The sequence below is a fragment of the Hymenobacter rubripertinctus genome (assembly GCF_003583925.1).
GTDB lineage: Bacteria > Bacteroidota > Bacteroidia > Cytophagales > Hymenobacteraceae > Hymenobacter > Hymenobacter rubripertinctus.
Map to the genome: position 1 here is coordinate 135,659 of NZ_QYCN01000015.1, position 22,002 is coordinate 157,660.

Below are 22,002 nucleotides of genomic sequence, written 5' to 3' on the forward strand. Positions count from 1 at the left end.
TCTAGACTATAGTTTAGTGGCTGCTTTAATTCTGGGAAACTAATGTTTAGTCCCCCTCTCCTTTTTCGGAGAGGGGGCTAGGGGGTGAGGCGCAACGTCAGATGGGGTTGCTCCTACAGCCGTACTCCAATGCCCGGCCCGAACAGGAAGAACAGCTTGCCCTTGTTCACGAGGTAGCCCGCCCCCAGGTAGAGCGGGAAGGTGAGCTTGGCGTCGGAGCGGGTGGGGTACACGGAGCCCAGCACCACCAGGCCCAGGTCGCGGACGGCGTTGGCGTTCTGGCTCAGGTTGAACGCGTTGAGGGCCACGAAGCCCGCGCCCACCTTGTAGGGCCGCAGCTTGTTGATTTTGTTGGGGTTGTAGAAGCTGAACTGGGCCAGCGTAGCCAGGCTGATGCCGCTGAAGGCCGTGTAGTTATTTACGCCCTCGCCGCCGAATTGCTTGGTGAGCAAACCCGCCGGGAAGCTCACGTCGATATCGAACTTGACGCGGCGCTGCAACACCAGCTCCAGCCGCTGCGTGAAGCCCGGCTCCTGGTACTGGGCCTGGGTGTGCCGGATGGTGATGATGATTTTGCTCCAGTCGTCGAGGTCGTAGGTTTTGCGGGCGCTCAGCAGGTTGTTCAGGCTCAGGTTGCCCACCTGGCAGTGCTTGTCCTGGTAGAAGGCGGCCCGCACCGAGTTGCCGTCGGGGCAGATGACCACGTTCTCAATCGTGCGCAGCTCAATCAGGTCGCCTTTGGCGTTCTGGGTCCGGATTTCAAAGGTCAGGTGCTGCTTGCCGTAGAGCTGCTGCTCGCTGTCGATGGCCCCCGCGTTGAAGCTGAACACGACGTCGCGGATGGTGCGGTCGTAGAGGATGGGGCCGTTGAGGCGGGTGACGGGCCGGGGCACTTCGCCGAACGTTACGCCCACGAAATCGAGGGGGTGGGGGCGCTGAAACTCCCGCAGCGCCAGCGTCTGGCCAATGGGCTGGCCGGCGTTGAAAATGCTGATGCGCTTTTTATCGAACGTAGCGGGCACCTGAATCCGGTAGACCACCGCCGCGTCGGAGCGGATGCTGGAATCGGAGGGCACCATGCGCACATCCTCGAAGTGGAAGCGCCCCCGCAGCAGCGACTCGCCCTCCAGGCGCACGTCCAGGGTTTCGCCGGGGTTCACGGTGGCGTTGCTGGTCCAGTCGCCGCCCCGGTGGCGCACGCTCAGGGCCGTCACGGTTGTTTTGGGCGAGATGTTGAAGTTGGTGATGTATTTGGCCTGGTCGTTTTCCTTGATATACAGGTAGCTGTCGGTCTGGCGGTGGGTGTTGTACACGCGCAGCCAGCACAGCACCCGGTCGTTGGTCAGGTACTGGCGCGTAAACAGCTCGGCAATCAACGCCCCGCCGGCCTCCTCCTGGTCCTCAATGCGGTAGGTGCGCTTGAGGTTGAAGGTGCGGCCGTTGTCGAGGATCAGCTCCACGCCCTGGCGGCGGGCGTCTTCTTCCAGCGTAATCTCCTTTTTATCGACGCTCAGAAACCGCAGCCGGCTCGCTTTCACGGTGAACTCTTGGCGCAGCGACGGCAGCGCGTAGGTCACGCGGCGGTTGTTGTCGGTGAGGAAGGGGCGCTCCGTCTGGGGCCGCAGCACCAGGGCGCGCGCGCCCAGGGCGTTGGGCAGCACGTGCAGGCGCAGGGTGCCTTTCTCCTGCTCCAGCCGGTAGTCGATGTCCTGGCCCCGGGTCCACTCGGGGCTCACCCGAATGTTTTTGGCGTTGTTGCTGCTCAGCTCGAACACCTTTTCCTCCCCCACGAACAGCTCCGTATCGGCGGGCCGGAATTCGAGGGTAGTACGCGTGAGGGGCAGCAGCTTCACCGTCTGGGTGCGGGGCGTGAAGCTATTCGAATCGGAAGGTTGCTGGAACGTGAGGCTCAGGAAGCGGTTGCCGCCCAAGTCCTTAAACCGCAGCTTGGCCCGGTAGTACTGGCCCCCGTCGATGGGCGTGAGTGAGTCGAGGAGGGCGAAATCGGCGGAGCGTTGCAGGCGCAGCGGCCGCCCGGTGCGGGCCGTGGGCTGCACCAGCAGCTCGGCCGTTTCGTCTTCCTGGTGGTAATAGAAGTAGAGGTGGGGCTCGTCCTGGACCGGCACCGTATTCCGGCTCAGGCGGTAGGTGGTGGTGTCGGTGCGCAAACTCAGCTCCCGCAGCAAAGGCGCAGCTTGTTGGGCTTGGGCCTCGCCGGCCCGGCCCACTAGCACAGTCAGGACCAGCAGCCCCCATAGCCCCCGGATTCCGGATAAATTAAACACGGCAAAAACAGAAAAAACGGCTCCCGACCCACCGGCAGCCGCGCAAAGGTAGGATTCGCGGGCGGGCCGTTGCACGGTGCCGGGAGGTTTTTGCGGTGCGCTTCTGTTGCGGGGCACCCTGCTAGGCAAATTTCAAAAAGGCCCAAACGCCCGCATCATCTCCTTCAGCGTTTTGTTCGCGGCCCCCGCGTTGCACGGAATCAAGCGGTTGTACCAGGGCTTGCCGTCGGTGGATCTGGTTGAAGACCATAGCGTGGGCGAAGCAGGCTTCGGTGATTTCGGTAAAATAGTTGGGCTGGTTCCTCGACCATTTTGCCGCCTGAATAGCAGGCTGGTACAGAACCGGATTACAGACGTGCTACGAGTAGTATCAAAGCACGATGGTATTCTCTACCAATGGCGTGATGCCGGTGCGGTCCCGAAACTGCTGCGCCCGGGTGTTGCGGCCCGCCGCAAAACGGGGATGACGGCTGTTGGCCAGGTAGGCTTTGCGGGTGAGGTAAGTACGCTCGGGATGGGCCGCGGCAAACAGCAGGATGGTGGTTTCCAACTGGCCCAATCCTTCTTCCAGAAAGCTGCGGTTTTTTTCTTTCAGCTCCACGAAGATGATGGAGCCAGCATACGTCAGCATTCCGTCGCAACGGCTTTCCATGTTGCCATCGGACCGCCGGATTTCCAGGCAATTATCGATGCTGGTGAACGTGACCTCGTGCTCGGAGCGGTTATCAACTACTGCCACCCACTGGGCCGGGGTGGCATGGTCGAGGTAGGCGCGGGCGCGGGGCCGGTCGTCGCAGAGGCCGAAAGTGGCCGCCGTAGTCACGTCCTGCGCGGAATCGCCATTCTGGCAGACCCCGGAAAAGAAATCCACGGCCATCAGAAAGTAGCTTCCAGGCCGAGTAAATCCGCAAACAGGTTGTTGGCTTCCTCCAACTGCTGGTTCAGGTAGTTGTCGTCCGATGGCAGGCCGTGGTAAGTAGCCAGCCGCTGAATCTGGCCGGCTTCGGTCAGCTCGTACACCACGGTATCGGCGGCGGCTACTGCGGCGGTTGCCGGCACGATGCTATGCAGCTGTTGCAGCGCCTCAGTGGGGGCCGCCTGGGTTGTTGCTTTCTGCAAAACCTCCTGCGCCTTGATGGCCAGCGTCAGGTAATTGACGATGTACGGGCTATGCGTAGTCAACACCAACTCATTGCCGACGTTGGTATTGGCATATTCCAACAACTGGTACAACATGGCCCGTTGCGAAGTCGGGAACAGGTTTTGTTCGGGCTCTTCCACGATGCTGAGCAGCGTTTCGGTGCGGAACCGCTGGGACAAGGCCGCCAGCGCCACGCCCCGCACTTCGGGGGTAAGTTGCTGGTTATTCAGTATTTCGTTTACCCGCACAGTCAGCTTGCGGCGCTCTTCGGCGCTCAGTGCACTACGCGAATCGTCGTGCTCATGCCGGGCCGTCAGGTGGCGCAACACCAACAGCAGCGGCACCAGCGACTGAAAGCCGCTGGAAGCTTCCGACAGCCGCAGGTCGAACGCCACCTTTCCCGCCGTGGTACCGCTGATGCGGGGGATATTCCGGCGCTTATCGTAGGCAAAGCGCACCTGCCCTACTGCCAACGCTAAGTTGTCCGGCGCTTCACGCTGCGCCCGCCGCAACTCCTCCCAAAAAGTCAGCAGCGACTGCGGCAGCCCTTTCAGCTTGTCGGGCTCGTCGACGGCGCTGAGAAAATTGCGCTCCGCCGGTACGTACATAATCTGCGGCACCCGGTAGCCGCTGGCTGCGGCCACAGGTGCCACCAGGAGCTTTTCATTGCGGTACGTCAGGTGGTAGGCACTGCCCTGGTATTCCACGACCGTTCCGGGACGGAAGTAATTCTTCAGATTCTGGTAGGCGCAGTACTGCTTCACAAACCGATTATACCCCATCACATATTTCGGGGTGAGCCGCCCCTGAAACAGGGCCTTTTCCAGCCAGCAGCACGTGGAAAACAGTTTGGCGATGCTGCTCTTCCCCGTGCCCTGATTGCCAATGAGCACCGTCACCTTCCGGAAATCCATAAACCCGTTGTCTTCGGCGCAGCCGGTGGTAATGGGGCCGAAATGCTCAACTCTTAGCTTGCTCATGGAAGGGGGCGTAGTTCGGCCAAATATAACAGAACGACCGGGACCACGGCCCGGCAAAACGCCCGCCCGAACGCCCGCATTAGCCCCCTGAGCGTCTTGTTCCCAGCCCCCGCGTCGTCCGGAATCAGGCCGTCGTGTCAGGGCTTGCCGCCGGTGGTTTGGGCGAAAGCCGTGCATAGGTACCTCCGGTTGTGCCGGACCGCGTAGCGGCTTCCGAGGGGTAGAAAACGCGGTTGCGCCGCGTCGCGGTGCCCGAGACGGTAGCCGTTTTTGAGCACTGCCCCCGGCCGCCCGGCGGATATCAGCCCGGCCGACCACCACGTAAGTTGTAGCGTTGGTCGAAAAAAAACGGAGGCACGCTACAATCTTTGTAGCGTGCCTCCGTTTTTTTTCGACCAACGCTACAACCCGCCCTGCTTATGTCACGCCCCCTTCCCTCCGGAACACTTGAAGCGGCCGTCCGCGCCCATTTTGGCCTCAGCCAGGAGGAACTGGGCCGCTACCTGGGCCTGACGCGGGCGCAGGTGGCCCACCTCGAAGCCGGGCGGCGGCGCGCCACCCCACAGGCCGATGCCCGCCTGCGGTTGCTGGCCCGGCTGCTGCCCCCGCCCGAGGGCACCGGGCCGGTGGCGCCCGCCTTCGCCGCGCGGCCGCCCGCCGAGGCTCCCGCGCTGCTGCTGCCCGATTTTGGCCCGCTGCCGGCTGCGCCCCTGCGCCGGCGGCAGCGGCAGGTGCTGGCCCAGGCGGCGCGGCTGCGCTGGACGCTGCACCGGGGCAGCAAGGGCCTGGCGTTGCAGCAGCGGCGGGCCTGGGGGCTGGCCGAACTGCGCGCCGCCCTGCCGCCGCCCACCGCCGACGCGGCCGAGCAGGCCCACTGCGCCCGCTGGCTGGCCACGCTGGCCGCCGACGTAGCGGCCCTCGCGCCCACGCCGGCCGCCGCCGCCGCCCGGGCGCTGGCGGTGCTGCGCCTGCTGGCCCTCGATGGGGAATCGGCGGCCCTGGCCCGGCTGCTGGAGAAAGGGTAGGGGGCGGCCACCCGAAGACCGGGCTTCCCTCAAAAAATAAACTCCGGGCCACAGCGCAATAAGGCCGTAAGGGCCGCGTTGGAAGGGTATCATTTTTCCTTCATCCTCTATCCCCCTTACCCTTATGGCATTTCCCGTAGAGTTGCTCACCGACCGGGCCATGTGCGACACCGCCCTGGCTGACCTCCAGACCGAGCTGGACGACCTCACGTTCCGTCAGACCAGCTACGACCACCGCGACGACAAGGCCACCGCCCGCGCTACCGACATCAGCGCGGAAATCATCATCCTCGACCAGGATATCAGCAGCCTCACGGCCCAACTCGCCACCCTGGCCTCCGACAGCAAGTACCGCCTGCGCCGCGAGGCCGAGCTGCGGGCCGCCGTGAAGCGGCGCGGCGACCTGGGCGCGGCCCAAACCACCCGCGGCCCGGTGGTGGCCTTCCGCCTGGCCGTCGATCTGCGCCAGGTGGTGGCGCAGGTGACCGAGCTGACCCAGGCCAAAACCGAAGTAACCGCCCACCGCGCCACCCTGCCGGCCTAGCCCGCTGCCGCTTTCCTCAAAGAAAAACCCCACCCGGACTCACCGGGCGGGGTTTTTCTTTGAGCACTGGCGCTGGGCTGCTGTTCTTATGGCGCGGTAGGGTGCGGGGCTGGCCCCCGCCCGCCGTTGGAACGGACCGATTAAAGCCCGTTGAACGGCTCTGTTCAACGGCGGGCGGGGACCAGCCCCGCACCTTACCGCATACGCCGCAACGTGGGGTTGCTAACCGGTTTCTACTGCTGCAAAACAATAAAAAAGGCTTTCCGCGCAGTGCGAAAAGCCTTTTTTATTGTTTTGTGTTGTAGTCCGTAGGGGAATCGAACCCCTGTTGGTAGAATGAAAATCTACTGTCCTAACCCCTAGACGAACGGACCAGTTAAAAGCGGAAGCATTTTTCCGTTTTGGTGGTGCAAAGATACGGGCCGCCTGATTACAGGCAAGGCTGAGGGCTAAAAAAAGTGAATAAAAGGGGGTAAGTAGAACAGAATCAGGCGTATTGTTTTCCCCGCAGCGCGGTATTCGGCCGGGGCTAACCAGTCAAATCGGGCGGCCGGATAACTTACGGCGGCCGGAAACGGTAAACACAAGCACTGCCCTGCCCGCTAAAACCAGTGAACCGGCCGCCGGGCCGGCCCGGAAAAACACGCGGCTGCCGCAACCCGGTTCGTCGGGCGGCGGGCATTCCTTCGTTTTAACTTCTCCCCGCTTATGATGAAACACACCTATGATATGGGCCTGATTGGCAACTGCGCCTTTCTGGGCCTGATTGGCACCGATACGGCCGTGCGCTGGCTCTGCTGGCCCCGCTTCGACAGCAGCTTCGTGTTCGGGGCCTTGCTCGATGAGGACAAGGGCGGCGAATACAGCATCCGGCCAGCCACCGAGGGCGGCTTCCAGAGCCAGCAGTACTACCTGCCCAATACCAACGTGCTGGCCACCGAAATTACCACCGCCGAGGGCCGCTACCGCGTCACCGACTTCGCCCCGCGCTTCTCCCAGTACGAGCGCTACTACAAGCCCCTGATGTTTATCCGGAAGGTGGAGCCCCTCGATGGCACACCCCGCGTGAAGGTGGCCTGCCGCCCCGTGGCCGACTACGGCCGCCAGCAGCTGAGCCGCCGCCGCAGCTCCAACCACATTGCCTTTCTGGGCATGGAGGAGGAAATCCGCCTCACCACCAACATCCCGCTCACCTACGTGCTCGAGGAGGAGGCCTTCGTGCTCAACGAAACCAAGTACCTCGTGCTCACCTACGGCGCGCCCCTGGAAGCCCCGCTGGAAAGCACCGTGGAGCAGTTCCTGCGCGCCACCATCGACTACTGGCGCAAGTGGGTGAAAAGCACCAGCATCAGCAATTTCCACCAGGACGCCGTTATCCGGTCGGCGCTGGCCCTCAAGGTGCACCAGTACGAGGATACCGGGGCCATTATCGCGGCCAGTACCACCAGTCTGCCCGAAGCGCCCGGCAGCACCCGCAACTGGGACTACCGCTACTGCTGGATGCGCGACACGTTCTACACGCTCACGGCCTTCAACAACATTGGGCACTTTGAGGAGCTGGAGCGGTATTTCCACTACATCGCCAACATTTCGAGCAGCATCCAGGGCAAGTACCAGCCCTTGTACGGCATCAGCGGCACCTCGCAGCTGGTGGAGGAAGAGCTGCCCCTGGCCGGCTACCTGGGCAACCAGCCCGTGCGCATTGGCAACGACGCCTACACCCACGTGCAGAACGACGTGTACGGGCAGGTGCTGGTGGCCCTGCTGCCGCTCTACGTGGATGCGCGCTTCGTGAACCCGGAACAGCGCCACCCCGAAAAGCTGGTGCTGGAGGCCCTGCGCCTGATTGAAGCCACCATGGACCAGCCCGACGCCGGCCTCTGGGAGTTCCGCAACCTGGCCCAGTACCATTGCTACACCTACCTGTTTCACTGGGCCGGCAGCCACGCCGCCCGCCAGATGGCCCGGGCCCTCGGCAACGCCGAAATGGAAGCCCTGGCCACCCGCCTCAACGAAGCCGCCACCGAGCGCATTGAGCAGTGTTTCAGCGAGGAGCGGCAGGCCTACACCAACGCCATCGGCTCGCCCCACCTCGATGCCAGCACCATCCAGCTCATCATGATGGGCTACCTCGACCCGGCTTCCGAACGCGCCCGCCAGCACCTGGTGGCCCTGGAAAAGGAGCTGAAAACGCCCGAGGGCCTGTTCTACCGCTACCGCCACGCCGACGACTTCGGCACGCCCGAAACCACCTTCCTCATCTGCTCCTTCTGGTACGTGGAGGCCCTGGCCTGCGTGGGCCGGGTGGAGGAAGCCATTGCGGAGTTCGAAAAGCTGCTCACCTACACCAATCACCTGGGCCTGCTCAGCGAGGATGTGGACGCCAAAACCGGCTCCCAGTGGGGCAACTTCCCCCAGGCCTACAGCCACGTGGGCCTGGTAAACGCCGCCTACCGCATCGCCAAAAAGATCGACCGCCCGAACTTCGTTTGAGTGACTGAGTGACTGAGTGACTGAGTGACTGAGGAGCTGTTTGAGTTATCAAAACGGTCATGCTTCATCTGGCGTCCGCGCAGCGGAGCAGAGTCGAAGCATCTCTACCGCTTCGTCTGGGTTGCTGCAACGAAGCGGTAGAGATGCTTCGACTCCGCTCCGCATGACCGTTTTGATAACTCAAACAGCTCCGCAGTCGGCGCAGCCGGCAGGACTTCCCGCCGTTAGAGGGGGCAAGTCTGTGACTTGCGGGTCTGCGCCGCTCAGGCGGTAGTATGGTGTCGGAGACGGCTACAACGCAAGCGGGTGCTTCCAATATATAGTGGGGCCACCCGCTTGTTCGTTGTGGGGGCCTTGCCATCTGGGGCCGTTACGGTTTGGGCGGCGCGGGGCCGCATGGCCGTTGCGCGGCCGCAAGTCGCAGACTTGCCCCATCTGCTGGCGGGAAGTCCCGCCGGCTGCGCCGGCTTCCGCCAGCAGGCGTCGAATGAGCATGCGGTACGGGGGGCTTGCAACCAATGCCGGCCGTTTAGTATCCCTCTGGCCCGAACTGTTAAGTCCGCAGAAATGCCCGTTGAATTGGGCTGAAAGCGTACCTGGGTAACTTGCAGGCACTTGTCAGAAGTCTGATAGCTGGCAGTATTCGTTGGGGGCTGCCAACTATTGGCGGCACTTTTAGCCCTGGATCGGTCGGCCCCACCTCGGCCGGCCCGCCCGCCCCAACTCCTTACCAACCGAACTGTGGACGCTAACTTCTTCGCAACGATTCACCAGACGCTGAGCCGGCACCCGGAGCAGGTTCTGGTGGTGTGGCCCGCTGCACCGGCGCAGGGGCCGGCCGCGGTTTCCTACACCGGCCGCGCCATTCTGGAACGGGTTCAAACCATCCGGCAGGCGCTGGCCGACGCGCGGGTACGGCCCGCCCAAGCCGTGCTGCTGGCCCTGCCTGTGAGCCTGGACCTGATTGCCGGGGTGCTGGCCTGCATGGCCCTGGGGGCGGTGCCCGTGCTGCTGCCCGCCGCCGCTTCGGCCGGGGCCGTGCCGGGGCTGATGCGGCGCGGCCACGTGCGGGCCGTGCTGGTGCCGCGCCCGCTGCGGTGGCCCGCCCGCCTGCTAGCCCGGACCTGCGGGGTGCAACTGGTGGCGCTTTCCGAGCTGCCGGAAGTGGCGGCGGCGGTAGCCGAAGCCGGGCCGGTGCCCGGCGGGCAGGCCGCGCTGGTGTCGCATAGTTCCGGCTCCACGGGCCAGCCCAAAGCCATCCGGCGCAGCCACGCGGTGCTGCTGGCCCAGCACCAGGCCATCAAGCGCGTGTTTCCGCCCTGGGCCGGGCAGCGCGACTTCCCGCTGTTTCCCAACGTGCTGCTCCACAACCTGGCGGCCGGCGTGGTGAGCATCCTGCCCGACGTGCCCTGGTGCCACGATGGGCAGTTCGACCCCGCCCGCGTGGTGGCCCAGCTGGTGCGGGAACGGGTGCAGACGCTGACCGGCAACGTGGCCTACTTCCGGCAGCTGCTGACCTACCTGGCGCACTATCCTACCCCGCTGCCCGAGGTGCTGGCCGTGGGCATCGGGGGCTCGCCGGTGCCCGAGCCCCTGGCCCAGGAGCTGCGCCGGGCGTTTCCGGGGGCGGCGGTGCACATTATTTACGGGGCTTCGGAAGCCGAGCCCATTGCCGTGCGCGAGGTAACGTCGGCCCTTGTTTCGCCGCTGGCCGGCTACTGCGTGGGGCCGGTGCACCCGGGGCTGCACTGGCGTATTCGGCCGCTGGGTACGTTGCGGCGCGGGGCCGGGCCGGGGCCGCTGGTGGGCGAGATTCAGGTGAGCGGCCCGCACGTGGCCACCCCGCAGCCGGGCCAGTGGCTGAGTACCGGCGACTTCGGCTACGTGGCCCATGGCCTGCTTTACCTGACCGGGCGGCTGGGCAACGAGCAACTCCACGAGGGCGTTCAGCACTACCAGATTGAGCACCTGCTCTACCACCTGCCCGGCGTGGAGCGCGTGGCTGCCCGCGCCGAAGCCGCCGGCTTCACTGTGTTCGTGCAGGGGTCCGTGAGCCGGGCCGCGGTGGCTGAGCTGCTGGCCCAGCACTTTTCGCCCACCCTGTGCCGGGCTATCCATTTCCGCCCCAGTCTGCCCGTGGATGCGCGTCATCATTCCAAAATCCTCTACGCCCAACTCCGTTAGCTATGGATTCCGAATTCAACCGCGTGGCCCTGGACCAGATTCGCTACTCCCTGGTGTGGGAAGACAGCCGTACCCTGGCCGCCGCCCTGCGCCCTGAGCCCGCCGACCACCTGCTCATTATCACCTCGGCCGGCTGCAACGTGCTCAACGCCCTGCTGCTGAACCCGGCCACCGTCACGGCCATCGACCTGAACCCGGTGCAGAATCAGCTCCTGGAATTCAAATGCCACCTCATCCGGCACTATGGTCCGGGCATTCTGCGCGGATTGCTGGGCCTGAACGGCCCCCGGGGCGTGGCGCGGGCCTGGCGGGAAATCGAGGCGGTGCTGCCGGCTGATTTGCGCGACTACTGGCAGCCGTTCTTCGCGGCGAATCCGGCGGGCCTGCTCCCGGCGGGCCGGCTGGAACGCTACGTGACGGGCTTTCTGCCCACGCTGCCGCCGACCCTGCGGGAGAAGGTGCGCCAGCTGCTGCGGTTTGATACTGTGGCGGCCCAGGCAGCGTTCTTCGCGGCCGAGCTGGCCAGCTCCACCTTCCCCGAGCACTTCATTGCCTATTTCGACGACGCCAATCTGAGCCAGGGCCGTGACCCGGCGCTGTTCAAGTACGCGGCCGAATCGGGCGGAGCGGCGTTTTACGCGCGGCTGCGGGCGCAGCTGGCTACTCAGCTGGTGCGCGACAATTTCTTTTTCCGGTTCTTCTTTTTCGGCCCCGAAGGGCTGCCCGAAGCCGTGCTGCCGCCCTGCTACCAGCGCCGCCACCACGCCCGGCTGCGGGAGCTGCTGCCCCGCCTGACGCTGGTTACCGGCGAGGCCACCCAGTACCTGCGTACCCCGGCCGGCCGCCACATCAGCAAAGCCAGCCTATCCAATATTTTCGAGTACACCAGTCCCGCCGAATTTGGGGCCGTGGTGGGCCAGCTGTTCCCTAACGCCGCCCGCCCGCTACGGCTGGTGTACTGGAACCTACTGCAAAATCAGGGTGCAACCCCGGCCGAAACCCCGCTGCTCGACCAGCCGCAGTCGGCACGCCTTTCAGCGGCCGATGCCTGCTTCTACTTCCGCAACGTGCGGGTGCTGGATTCCCGCCGCGCGGGGGAGCCGACCCTTCCGCTTCCTTCCGCTTCCCCAACTACGCTGCCCATGATGACGCCCGATTATTGCAGTGCCGCCTTCTTGCAGGCCATGATGCAGGCCCACGCGCCTGGCCAAACCATCCGGGTGCGGGCCGTGGAGCCGCTGCCCCTCGATAATTCGGCCAGCATTCTGGTGGCCCTCACGGCCGGTACGAGCAGCAAAACCATCGGCCATTTCGGGCTGGCCATCTCTCTGGACGTGGATGGCGAGCCCCAGACCCGGCGGGCGGTGCTGAAGGTGAAGCCGCCCGGCCGCGAAATTTCGGCCATGCTGGGCACGCTGGCCCAGGCCTGCGGCGGTCCGCTGGCGGCCGTGTACCCGCGCTTCCAAGCCCGCACCGGCTTCGAGCACACCCACCGCCGCGAGCTGGACGTGTACCAGAACCACGCCTCTTCCGGGCTGCTGCCCCGCATCTGGGGCACCTACGCCGACGAGCAGGCCGACTGCTACTGCATCCTGATGGAGTACCTCGACGGCGACGACGTGACCCTGCTCAACTCCGTGCTCGCCCCCGAAACCTGGACCGACGCCCACCTGCGAGCGGCCCTGGAGCAGCTGGCCGGCTGGCACGCCCGCCACCTGACCGCCGAGCCGCCCCGCCCGGAAGGCCGCTGGAACGATATGCCCACGGCCGCCTACATGGGCGAGCTGACTCCCCTCTGGGAAGCGTTGCTGCTGAACGCGGCCACTCATTTCCCCGCCCTGTACACGCCCGCCCGGGTGCGGGCACTGTACGCCGCCCTTGAGGAGCTGCCGGCCAGCTGCGAGGTGCTGGAGCCGCAACCCAAAACCCTGATTCATAACGACCTCAATCCGCGCAATACCTGCTTCAAAGGGGCCGGCGAAACGCTGCGCCTGTGCGCCTACGACTGGGAGCTGGCCACCTACCACGTGCCGCACTACGACGTGGTGGAGCTGCTCTGCTTCGTGCTCGGCCCCGACCGCTACCACCAGCGCCGGGAGTACCTGGAGCACTACCGCCAGGCCCTGCACCAGCGCACCGGCCACTACCCCGACGCCGCCAAATTTCAGGCCGTGGCTGGGCATGCCGCCGTGGATTTTGGTCTGCACCGCCTGGGCATGTACCTAATGGCCCACACCGTGAGCCCGTACGCCTTTCTACCCCGCGTAGTAGACAGTTATTTCGACACCCTGGCCCAGCTCCGGCCCCTGGAAGCCGTGGCGGTTAGCAGAACGGCTTAGTATCGGGGGAGGGAGAATAGTGGTACCACGAAACGGACTTTCGCGGTACCGTTTTCTGCCTACAGCACCTGTTCAAACAGGGCGTAATGCGCGGTTTCGGCAGGCAGGCCGTCGGTGAAGTGGCGGGAGAAGTTGTCGGCGCGCATCAGGCAGAAAATGGCGTCGTCGTACAGCTCCCGGAAGCGCAGCATTCCGTAGGCCCCCAGGTAACTCATGAGCTGCTGCTGGCGAAAATCGGGGTGGACGCCCACGGTTTTCGCCAGCATCGTTTTATGGGGCAGGCGGGGGTAATCCCGTTCGAAATCAGGCGGCGTGGGGTCCAGGCGCAGGGGTGCGTAATTGGGCTGGCAGAAGCTCAGGGCCACCAGCTGACCGGCGGCCCGGTCGCGGAACAGCACGGAGGTGTGGGGGCAGAGCTTGGCCGCGAAAGATGGGTTGTAGAGTTGCTCGAACTGGGCCCGGGAAATGCTGCGGTAGGCCGGGTTGGCGCTGAAAATCCGGTCCACCAGCGCGAATAGCTCCGTTTCGTGGGTGCGCCAGGTGTCGGGGTTGAGGGGGATGAAGTCGAAGGGAATCTGTTGGAGGGCGCCTAGTAAATCGGCCTTGTTCAGATAAGCGGCCGGCACCGCGTCGGCCCTAATCAGGCGACTCTCGAAGGTGAGCCCGGGGGCCAGGCCCAGCCGCTGAAGCAGGGTGGGGTAGTAGGCCGGGTTGGCGGGCTCCTGATCGAACTGACCCCAGGACGGGGGCGCGCCCAGCCGCAGCCGGTAGGCATAAAACGTGTTGAAGTTCAGCGGCCCCATCAGCCGCACCCGGCCCCGCCGCCGCGCTTCGGCCCGCAGCAACCCGAATGCCGCCTCATTCAGTGGAAGGTCATCGGTGGTTTCCCAGTAGCCGAAGTGCGCGTCCGAACCGTCGTGGGGGAAAATGCCGACCAGCCGCAGGTGGCGGTGGTCGGTGTAGAGAACGAGGTCGTTGCGCGCCGCTTCGGCCCGAAAAAGCTGCTCCACGGCGGCCGGCTTCTCCTGGGGGCGAAACGCGGCATCAGCATACACGCGGTCTGCAATAGTGAAGAAGGAAGCCGGCAGGCTGCCCTGAAAAGGAAGTTGTTCAATAGCGGACATGAGAGTAGAAAGTAAGTGGGAGGATAATCGACTAATAGAACGTCATTCCGAGCTTGCCGAGGAATATCGCGTGCTGACGTTGGATTACCGTTACAACATCAGCACGCGATATTCCTCGGCAAGCTCGGAATGACGTTCTTTTCTGCTGCTGCTGCTGCTGCTGACCAACAACCCACTCGTTTTGGCCGGGGCGAAGCTAGAGGTGGATTTCGCCGGTTTCGCCGTTGAGGCGGACGTGCTGGCCGGTTTGGAGGCGCTTGGTGAGGCCGGGCACGTTGATGATGGTGGGAATGCCCAGTTCGCGCAGCAGAATAACGGAGTGGGAGAGGGAGGAGCCTTTCTCGATGATGACGCCCCGGCACATGGGAAACAGCGCCGCCCAGCCCGGGTCGGTGCGCAGGGCGCACACGATTTTGCCGCTCACATTCAGGTCGTCGGCGGGGTCGGTGATGACGATGATTTCGCCCTCCGCCGCGCCGGGGTAGCAGCCAGTGCCCCGCAGCAGGTGGGGGTCATCGGGGGCGGCGGCGGCCTCGGGGGCGAGGGGCGGGCTGGGCACGCTCACGCGGGAAGGCACGTCGGCGAGGGCGTAGCCGGCGAATTCCTGGCGGCGCTGCCGCACCCGGTCCCGGAAATCGGTGGTGGAGGGGCCGCCAAGACTGGTCAGGGCGGCGGTGATTTCCGGTTCGGTGAGCCAGAATACGTCCCGCGCTTCGGCCAGCGGCCCGGCGGCCCGCAGTTGCTCGCCCGAGGCCAGGTACAAGGCCCGGTACATGCCAAACAGGCGGGTGCGTTCCAGGCGCAGCGCCTCCCGGTAGCGGATGGCCTGGCGCAGCTGCCGCAACTGCCGTTCCAGGCGGCGGCGGGTCCAGAACGGGCGGCGGGCCAGTAACTCTGTGAGCTGCCGGCGGGCCTGCTCGTGCAGGGGCGCGCCGGGGGAGGCGGCCGTTGCCGGGCCGGGTTCGGTCAGCAGGAAATTGCGCAGGTACTTGTAGAACACGGCCGGTTCTACCCGCATAGTGAGGGTTTCGAGCTTGAGTTCCCCCACCGTCCGGTCGCCGTACTGGCCGATGAAACCGACAACGGCCGCGTGAAACTCCGGGGCCAGCTGCTCCACTTGCTGGTGCACGTTGGGGGGCAGCTCCAGCAGCAACTGGCGCAGCACCGGGTGCGGAGCCGCTAGCCGGGCCAGGGCCTGGAGCTGGTGGGTGGGCTGGGTGCTGGCCAGTTGGTCGTCGCCGGCCAGGAAGCGGCTCAGAAACTCGTCGGGCGCGGCAATGCCGGCCCGTTGCAGGCCCCGGCCCACCCGGCCGTTGGTCATCATTACAAAGAAGTCGTTGATAATGGGCGTAGTCCAGCTGCCGAGCAGGTGCTCATCGAGCCGGGCGCGCTCATTCAGCAACTCCGCCGGGCTCAGTTCGGCCAGCGGCAGCGCGTAGAAGCGGCGGTAGTGCTCCTCAAAGTGTTGATGAAAGGCCGGAACCTGGGTATTGAGCCGGGCAAAGGCGCGCAGCAGCCGCAGCAGGTTCAGGGCCAGACCGGGCAGCAGGCGCAGCTTCGCGCCCAGCGTTTTGTGCTGGTCTGTCACGAAATCCACGGGTTCCTCCAGGCCCATCATGCGCTCCATGTCGGCCTTGTTCTGGCGGAAGGAGGGCAGCAGCTGGAGGCCCCGGTACCAGTGGTTGATGTGGTAGTAAATGCGCCCTTTCACCAACCCCAGCAGCTGGGCAACTACCGGCTCGTGGGCCGCAATTTCGGCGGCTGGCAGGCCCAGCACCCGCATCGTCTGGCGGTACACGGTGGCGTAGGCGCGCTGGGCGAAACTAAAGGTGAGGGGCGTGGTCACGCCGCAGTAGCTTTCCTGGATGTTGGAGTTGTCGTAGACCACCACTTCCGGAATGGGCTGGGTGATGGGCCGGGCCTGCACCACCCACAACTGCTGGTGCTCATCCACCACAAACTCCACGTCCTGGGGGCCGCCGAAAGCCTGTTCCAGCCGCTGGCCCACCGCGAACAGCTCCGCGAGCTGGGCGGGCGCGAGGCAGGGCTGCGCCTGCTGAGCGGCCGGCACTGGTTGCAGGCCCAGGCCGCCGGCCGGCCGGGCTACCAGCTGCTCCTGCTGGGGGGCTAGCTGCTGACGCTGCACCCGCCCGGTTTGCTTGCTGAAATAGAACTCATCGGGCTGCAAGGCCCCGCCCACCAGCCCCTCCCCGAAACCCCACACGGCGTGCACGGCCAGCTCCTGCGGATACTCGGGAAACGTGCTGAACAGCACCCCCGACGCCGTGGCCGCCACCTGCCGCTGCACGATAACGGCCGGCCGCGCCCGCAGCGGCAGGCCCTTCTGGCGGCGGTAGGCCAGGGCCCGGTCGGAGTAGGCGCTGGCGGCGCAGCGGGCAATGGCCGCTTCCACGGCTTCCAGCGTGGTCAGGTTCAGAAACGAATCCATCAGGCCCGCGAAGGCCGCGTGCTGCCCGTCCTCATCGGCCCCCGAGGAGCGTACCACCACCGGCTCCTGCGGGAAATTCCACTGTTCCAGTAAGGCTACCAGCGCGGTTCGGTCAGTATCGGAGAGGCGGAATTGCAGGAGTTGGTCGGCTGGGGTGAATGTGTCGGCTGGTAGCACTGCGAAATCGGGGACGCGCACGCCGACGGCGTGCAGGCGGTAGAGGCCGGCGGCTTTGCCACCGATGCTGGCGGGCAGTCGGGCGGGGTTGGGTGGGGCGAGGAGCATGCGGGGACAGGTGCGGTGAGCGGGCAAAGTAGCGGCAGCCTCGGGCGGGGGGCAAACCAGGCTTGGTAAAAATCAGACTTTACAGGCCCTGCCGCCCCACCTCCACAAGGAGGGCCAGGTAGCTCGTGAGCATGAACAGGGACACCAGCAGCTCGGCCACTTTCAGGATTTTTGGGCCGGGGTGGGTGAGGCTGCGCAGGTAGGCCAGCAGGGTGGCGGCGTAGAGGCCGCCCAGCAGCCAGAACGGCCAGGCGCTGGTGTGCAGCAGGCGCAGTAAATAGCTCTGCACGCCCACGCCCGCCAGCAGCACCGCCAGCACGGCCGCCACGGCCCCGCCGTAGCCGAGGGTGCGTGAATACGAATCGACGCCGGGCCGCTCAGCGGCGGGTAGCTTGATTTTGCGGGCTATTTCGAAGGCCAGGCCGCCCAGCAGCGCCAGCAGGGCCAGCAGCACCAGGGGCCGCGTGAGCAGGGGCGGGGCCGCGTAGGCCGACCAGAGCCAGCCAATAATCAGGGGCATAATGAGCAGGTGCAACCCCGCGTAGAGCACCAGCCGGGGCCGCAGCCAGGCCGGCCGGAAAAACTCGTAGCGCATCAGCAGGCTGTAGCCCACGGCCAGGCCCCAGGCCAGCAGCACCGTCCCCCCCATCAGCCCCGACCACAGGGCTTCCAGTCCCAGGCCCGCGCCGGCTAGTACCCGCAGCTGGCCCAGCGTCACGCGGCCCGTTTGCAGCACGCGCTGCGGGAAATGCTCGGTGTCGGCGGCGTAGTCCTTGATTTCATCGAAAACCCGGAGGCGGAAAAAGAACGAGATGGTGGCCCCCATGCCCAGTGCCTCCCGCCAGCCCACGGCCAGGGCGGCGGCTGGCTGGGTAGCGCGCGCCACGGCATACACCGTCAGGAACAGAATGGCGAACAGGGCCATATTGACGACCGGAAACCGTTCGTGCAGGTAGGCCAGCAGGTTTTTAAGGCGCATAGTAAGCAGGGTAGCAACTGGTAATAAGGAAGGATAGCAGCCGGAAACCACGCCGGCCGCGGGCGGGCGGGTTGATGGCAACAAAGTAACCGCCCGGGACGCAGTAACCATCTGCCAAAAGACAACTCCCGCAGACATTGTGAATGCCCGGTGCGTGGTGGCCCGCCCGCCCACTGTGGATGGCGCACCTCGCTAATCAGGAAAATGCGGAGAACAAACCGGCCAAAACCAGGGCCGGATTGTTCGTCGTACGTTACCTGGGGAGTGCCGTAGCCGTAGCCGAAGCCTGCCACCTGATTTTCGCCGGAGCCCCGGCAAGGATACTCAGCTACCGGGGCTCCGGGGTTGGTCTGACTACTTCGCCCCCCACCCCCTCAACTGCCGCCGTAGGCCCGTGCGTAGCGGGCGGCGCGGGTGCAGTAGTCCGCAGTTCATGTTAGTCCCCCCCCCCGCCATGCGCCAACTCTTCCGCTCCCTGTTGCTTTTTCCGTTGCTGGCCGGTCTGGCAGCCTGTTCCGAAAAGGCCGGCCCCACGCCCGAAACGCCCGCCCCGGTGGTGGGCGCGGCCCTGTACCGCGTCACGTTCGAGGCGACCTGGAGCGCGGGTACGCATGCCGATTTTCCGGCCGGGGCACACTTTTCCGCCATCATCGGGGCCTCGCACCGCGCCGATGGGTTCCTGTTCCGGCCGGGCCAGCTGGCCAGCCTTGGTATTAAGGACATGGCCGAACGGGGCAACAACACCCGGCTGCGCGCCGAAATCAATGCCCTGCAAAGTAGCGGGGCCGCTTTCCGGCTGCTGGAGGGGCGCGGCTTCGACTCGCCCGGTACGGTGGCCGATACCATTCGACTCGATGCGGCCCACCCGCGCCTGAGCCTGGTGACCATGATTGCACCGAGTCCGGATTGGTTTGTGGCGCTCGAAGACGAAAACCTGCTCGGACCCGACGGGCAGTGGCTGGCCGAGCGCCGGGTGCCCGCCCGCGCCTACGATGCCGGCACCGACAGCGGGGCCACCTTCACGGCTGCCGATCAGGCCATGCGGCCGGCCGAGGTCATCGCCCCGCTGCTGCTGCCGCCCGCCGCCGCCACGGCCCCCAACAGCCCTGCGCTGGGTACCTGGCACCTGGAGCGCATCAGATAAGTCAAGCCGCCACCCAGGGCCTGCACTCTGCCGGCTGCCGGGCAAACACGCGGTTTTACCCCGCCCGTCGGCTTGCGCTCTGGAGCTGGGTTTGCCGCGTAAGCAGCCTAGAGCTTGAGCCAAAAGTCGGGCTGCTCAGAATATTACTATTCCTAACAACGAAAAGGTGGCACCTTACGTCATAGGCCGAGGAAGGCAGGACATATGCTTACGCTATGTCATGTATTAGCTACAGTACAAAGCACTTCCTGTTACAATTACAAATCCTCAAGCGCTTGCCTTTCCGGCCGGTGAACCAGCCCCAATGAAGGAAAGCGAAAAGAAGTCTCGGCGCGTAGTGAAAACCAGCCCCGAATCCGGAATTATGGCTGATGTTGCGGGCAACACGCTCACTACCAACGAGGCGGCCGCCATGCCGGTGGGCGGCGGGTCAGGCGAGAAGGACTGGGCGACCGAGCTCAGCATTGCCAACAAAGAGCTGGCCTTCCAGAACGACGAGAAAGAAAAACGGGCCCAGGAGCTGCTCATTGCCAACACCGAACTCGCGTTCCAAAACGACGAGAAAGAGAAGCGGGCCCAGGAACTGGGCGTGGCTAACAAGGAGCTGGCGTTCCAGAATGACGAAAAAGAAAAGCGCGCGGCCGAACTTCTCATTGCCAACAAAGAGCTGGCCTTCCAGAATGACGAGAAGGAAAAGCGGGCCCAGGAATTGATTGTTGCCAATGCGGAGCTAGCCTTTCAGAACGACGAAAAAGAGAAGCGGGCCCAGGAGTTGAGCGTGGCCAATATTGAGCTCGCGTTTCAGAATGACGAGAAGGAGAAACGGGCCGCCGAGCTGGTGGTGGCCAACAAAGAACTGGCCTTCCAGAACGATGAGAAGGTGAAGCGGGCGGCCGAGCTGCGCGTGGCTAACTACGCCCGCGGCCTGATTGAGGCCAGCCGCGACCCTCTCATGACCATCAGTCCGGAGGGCAAGATTACGGACATGAACCGGGCCACGGTGCACATTACCGGCCGCGACCGGGACCAGCTGCTCGGGTCTGATTTCTTCGTGTATTTCACCGACCCGCAGATGGCGCGCGAGGTGTACCAGGAAGTGTTTGCCAAGGGCACCGTGGCCGATTCGCCCCTCACGCTGCGCCACAAAGACGGCAAGCTGACGGATGTGCTCTTCAACGGCTCGGTGTATAAGAACGACGAGGGCAAGGTGTTGGGCGTGGTGATTGTAGCCCGCGACGTGACCGAGCAGAAGCGCATTGCCACCGAGCTGATTGAGGCCCGGTTTGCGGCTGAGCGCGCCACCGTGCGGGCCGAAGAAGCCCAGGCCAAAGCCGAGAGCGCCACCGGCATTGCCGAAAACGCGGTGAAGGCCAAGCAGCAGTTTCTCAGCAACATGAGCCACGAGATTCGCACGCCCATGAACGCCATCATCGGCTTCACGAAGGTGGTGCTCAAAACCGAACTCACCGACAAGCAGAAGCAGTACCTGACGGCCATCAAGCTCAGCGGCGACACGCTCATCGTACTCATCAACGACATTCTGGACCTGGCCAAAGTCGACGCGGGCAAGATGACGTTTGAACAGATTCCATTCAAGCTCGCGGCCTCGGTGGCGGCCATGGTACACCTGTTCGAAACCAAGATTCAGGAGAAAAACCTGGCCCTGGTGCTGGACTACGACGCCAAAATCCCGGAAGTGCTGCTCGGCGACCCCGTGCGGCTGCACCAGATTATCCTCAACCTGGTGAGCAACGCCGTGAAGTTCACGAGCGAGGGCACCATTACGGTGGGCGTGCGGATGCTGGTGCAGGACAAGGAAAAAGTTATTCTGGAGTTTGCTGTTACCGACACCGGCATTGGCATTGAGGAAGACAAGCTGGACACCGTGTTCGACGATTTCCAGCAGGCCACCAGCGGCACGAGCCGCCTGTACGGCGGCACGGGCCTGGGCCTGGCCATCGTCAAAAACCTGGTGGAGCCCCAGGGCGGCACCATCAGCGTGAAAAGCCGGGTGGGCGTGGGCTCCACCTTCAGCTTCATCCTGAGCTTCGGCAAAACCACCGAAAAAGCCGACGCCGAGTCGGGCCTGAGCGTGGAGCGGGAAGCCGGCTTCCAGGACGTGAAGATTCTGGTCGTTGAGGATATTGCCCTCAACCAGCTGCTGATGAAAACGCTGCTCGAGGACTTCGGCTTTGCGATGGAGGTGGCGGGCAACGGCCGCATTGCCCTCGAAAAGCTGCGCACCACCCGCTACGACATCGTGCTCATGGACCTGCAAATGCCGGTCATGAACGGCTTTGAGGCCACCGAGTACATCCGCAATGAGCTGCGCCTGACCGTGCCCATTATTGCCCTCACGGCCGACGTAACGACGGTGGACGTGGAGAAATGCCGGGCCGTGGGCATGAACGACTACATCTCCAAACCCATCGACGATAAGCTGCTCTACAGCAAAATTATCAAGTACCTCAAGCAGCCCGGCAGCGACCTGCCCGCGCAGGTGCCCACCGCCGCCCCGCCCGTTCCGGCCCCAACCTGCGTCAACTTCGACTACTTGAAGCGCATCACCAAAAGCGACGCCCGGATGGCCGAAATGATTGGTCTTTACCTGCAAGAGATTCCGCAGCTGGTGCAAATCATGAAAAAGGCCATTGCCGAAAAGGACTGGATTGCCCTCAAGCGGGCCACGCATTCCATCATTCCCACCTTTGCCACGATGGGCATGGACCAGGAGTTTGAGGACATTGCCAAAGCCATCCAGACCCTGGCCGTGAGCCTGATATCGGTGGGCGATGGGGCCAGCCGCAAAACCATGATCGGCCTGCTGGCCTTGTTTTCGCAGATAGAAACCGCCTGTGCCCAGGCCGCCCGGGAACTGGAAGAAAAGCTGCTCGCCCTCTCCCAAAGCCTCGCCCAGGCCCAAATTACCAAGTAGCAGGCCCGCGCGGGCAAGCTTGGCGCAGTGGCCAGCTGTATCGACCCGGTGGAAGGAGGGGGTGAGGCTTTAGAAAAGACAGCCGGGCGACCAGG

Annotated in this window: 13 protein-coding genes and 1 tRNA gene; 7 read left to right on the top strand and 7 right to left on the bottom strand. The window is 64.5% G+C overall.

Annotated elements, in window-relative coordinates:
* Nucleotides 1–113 precede the first annotated feature (113 nt).
* The 3 genes from D0T11_RS11655 to D0T11_RS11665 all read right to left on the bottom strand — a co-directional run bounded on the left by D0T11_RS11655 (nt 114) and on the right by D0T11_RS11665 (nt 4,406).
* Nucleotides 114–2,285, bottom strand: coding sequence for a hypothetical protein (locus D0T11_RS11655; RefSeq protein WP_147374626.1), 2,172 nt, complete (start codon nt 2,283–2,285; stop codon nt 114–116).
* Between the two features lie 370 nt (nt 2,286–2,655).
* Nucleotides 2,656–3,156, bottom strand: a complete 501-nt coding sequence (locus D0T11_RS11660) for a hypothetical protein (protein WP_147374627.1) — start codon at nt 3,154–3,156, stop codon at nt 2,656–2,658.
* A gap of 5 nt (nt 3,157–3,161) precedes the next feature.
* Nucleotides 3,162–4,406 (bottom strand): ATP-binding protein, encoded by a 1,245-nt coding sequence (locus D0T11_RS11665; RefSeq protein ID WP_119655963.1) that lies wholly within the window; start codon nt 4,404–4,406, stop codon nt 3,162–3,164.
* A gap of 419 nt (nt 4,407–4,825) precedes the next feature.
* Between D0T11_RS11665 and D0T11_RS11670 the strand changes: the two genes are divergently transcribed.
* Nucleotides 4,826–5,431 (top strand): helix-turn-helix domain-containing protein, encoded by a 606-nt coding sequence (locus tag D0T11_RS11670; protein WP_119655964.1) that lies wholly within the window; start codon nt 4,826–4,828, stop codon nt 5,429–5,431.
* A gap of 124 nt (nt 5,432–5,555) precedes the next feature.
* Nucleotides 5,556–5,975 carry a hypothetical protein gene (locus D0T11_RS11675; protein ID WP_119655965.1) on the top strand — a complete coding sequence of 140 codons (420 nt, stop codon included), beginning with the start codon at nt 5,556–5,558 and terminating at the stop codon, nt 5,973–5,975.
* A gap of 302 nt (nt 5,976–6,277) precedes the next feature.
* Here the strand turns inward: D0T11_RS11675 and D0T11_RS11680 are convergent.
* A tRNA-Glu gene (locus D0T11_RS11680) sits at nt 6,278–6,349 on the bottom strand.
* Nucleotides 6,350–6,683: 334 nt separating this feature from the next.
* Here D0T11_RS11680 and D0T11_RS11685 point away from each other — a divergent pair.
* The 3 genes from D0T11_RS11685 to D0T11_RS11695 all read left to right on the top strand — a co-directional run bounded on the left by D0T11_RS11685 (nt 6,684) and on the right by D0T11_RS11695 (nt 12,991).
* Complete coding sequence (locus D0T11_RS11685) at nt 6,684–8,468, top strand: glycoside hydrolase family 15 protein (RefSeq protein WP_119655966.1); 1,785 nt, start codon at nt 6,684–6,686, stop codon at nt 8,466–8,468.
* Between the two features lie 741 nt (nt 8,469–9,209).
* Complete coding sequence (locus tag D0T11_RS11690; RefSeq protein ID WP_182888365.1) at nt 9,210–10,652, top strand: AMP-binding protein; 1,443 nt, start codon at nt 9,210–9,212, stop codon at nt 10,650–10,652.
* Between the two features lie 2 nt (nt 10,653–10,654).
* A complete protein-coding gene (locus D0T11_RS11695) occupies nt 10,655–12,991 on the top strand; it encodes a DUF3419 family protein (protein ID WP_119655968.1) in 2,337 nt (778 codons plus the stop codon).
* A gap of 59 nt (nt 12,992–13,050) precedes the next feature.
* Here D0T11_RS11695 and D0T11_RS11700 read toward each other — a convergent pair whose 3' ends face one another.
* The 3 genes from D0T11_RS11700 to D0T11_RS11710 all read right to left on the bottom strand — a co-directional run bounded on the left by D0T11_RS11700 (nt 13,051) and on the right by D0T11_RS11710 (nt 17,828).
* Complete coding sequence (locus D0T11_RS11700) at nt 13,051–14,115, bottom strand: hypothetical protein (RefSeq protein WP_119655969.1); 1,065 nt, start codon at nt 14,113–14,115, stop codon at nt 13,051–13,053.
* Between the two features lie 196 nt (nt 14,116–14,311).
* Nucleotides 14,312–16,849: a PEP/pyruvate-binding domain-containing protein gene (locus D0T11_RS11705; RefSeq protein WP_119655970.1), complete on the bottom strand. Its 2,538-nt coding sequence runs from the start codon at nt 16,847–16,849 to the stop codon at nt 14,312–14,314.
* A 79-nt stretch (nt 16,850–16,928) separates the two neighbouring features.
* Nucleotides 16,929–17,828, bottom strand: a complete 900-nt coding sequence (locus tag D0T11_RS11710; protein WP_119655971.1) for a UbiA prenyltransferase family protein — start codon at nt 17,826–17,828, stop codon at nt 16,929–16,931.
* 433 nt (nt 17,829–18,261) lie between these two features.
* On the opposite strand from D0T11_RS11710, the gene D0T11_RS11715 reads away from it, so the two are divergent.
* Together D0T11_RS11715 and D0T11_RS11720 are read left to right on the top strand one after the other, a co-directional pair.
* Nucleotides 18,262–18,972: a spondin domain-containing protein gene (locus D0T11_RS11715; protein ID WP_119655972.1), complete on the top strand. Its 711-nt coding sequence runs from the start codon at nt 18,262–18,264 to the stop codon at nt 18,970–18,972.
* Between the two features lie 364 nt (nt 18,973–19,336).
* Nucleotides 19,337–21,907 (top strand): hybrid sensor histidine kinase/response regulator, encoded by a 2,571-nt coding sequence (locus tag D0T11_RS11720; RefSeq protein ID WP_119656009.1) that lies wholly within the window; start codon nt 19,337–19,339, stop codon nt 21,905–21,907.
* The last annotated feature ends 95 nt before the right edge of the window (nt 21,908–22,002 follow it).

Bases quoted from the DNA above. Each gene is read 5' to 3' on its own strand.
- D0T11_RS11700 (WP_119655969.1), bottom strand. From the start codon at position 14,115: ATGTCCGCTATTGAACAACTTCCTTTTCAGGGCAGCCTGCCGGCTTCC.
- D0T11_RS11670 (WP_119655964.1), top strand. From the start codon at position 4,826: ATGTCACGCCCCCTTCCCTCCGGAACACTTGAAGCGGCCGTCCGCGCC.
- D0T11_RS11705 (WP_119655970.1), bottom strand. From the start codon at position 16,849: ATGCTCCTCGCCCCACCCAACCCCGCCCGACTGCCCGCCAGCATCGGT.
- D0T11_RS11715 (WP_119655972.1), top strand. From the start codon at position 18,262: ATGTTAGTCCCCCCCCCCGCCATGCGCCAACTCTTCCGCTCCCTGTTG.
- D0T11_RS11665 (WP_119655963.1), bottom strand. From the start codon at position 4,406: ATGAGCAAGCTAAGAGTTGAGCATTTCGGCCCCATTACCACCGGCTGC.
- D0T11_RS11720 (WP_119656009.1), top strand. From the start codon at position 19,337: ATGGCTGATGTTGCGGGCAACACGCTCACTACCAACGAGGCGGCCGCC.
- D0T11_RS11710 (WP_119655971.1), bottom strand. From the start codon at position 17,828: ATGCGCCTTAAAAACCTGCTGGCCTACCTGCACGAACGGTTTCCGGTC.
- D0T11_RS11675 (WP_119655965.1), top strand. From the start codon at position 5,556: ATGGCATTTCCCGTAGAGTTGCTCACCGACCGGGCCATGTGCGACACC.
- D0T11_RS11685 (WP_119655966.1), top strand. From the start codon at position 6,684: ATGATGAAACACACCTATGATATGGGCCTGATTGGCAACTGCGCCTTT.
- D0T11_RS11695 (WP_119655968.1), top strand. From the start codon at position 10,655: ATGGATTCCGAATTCAACCGCGTGGCCCTGGACCAGATTCGCTACTCC.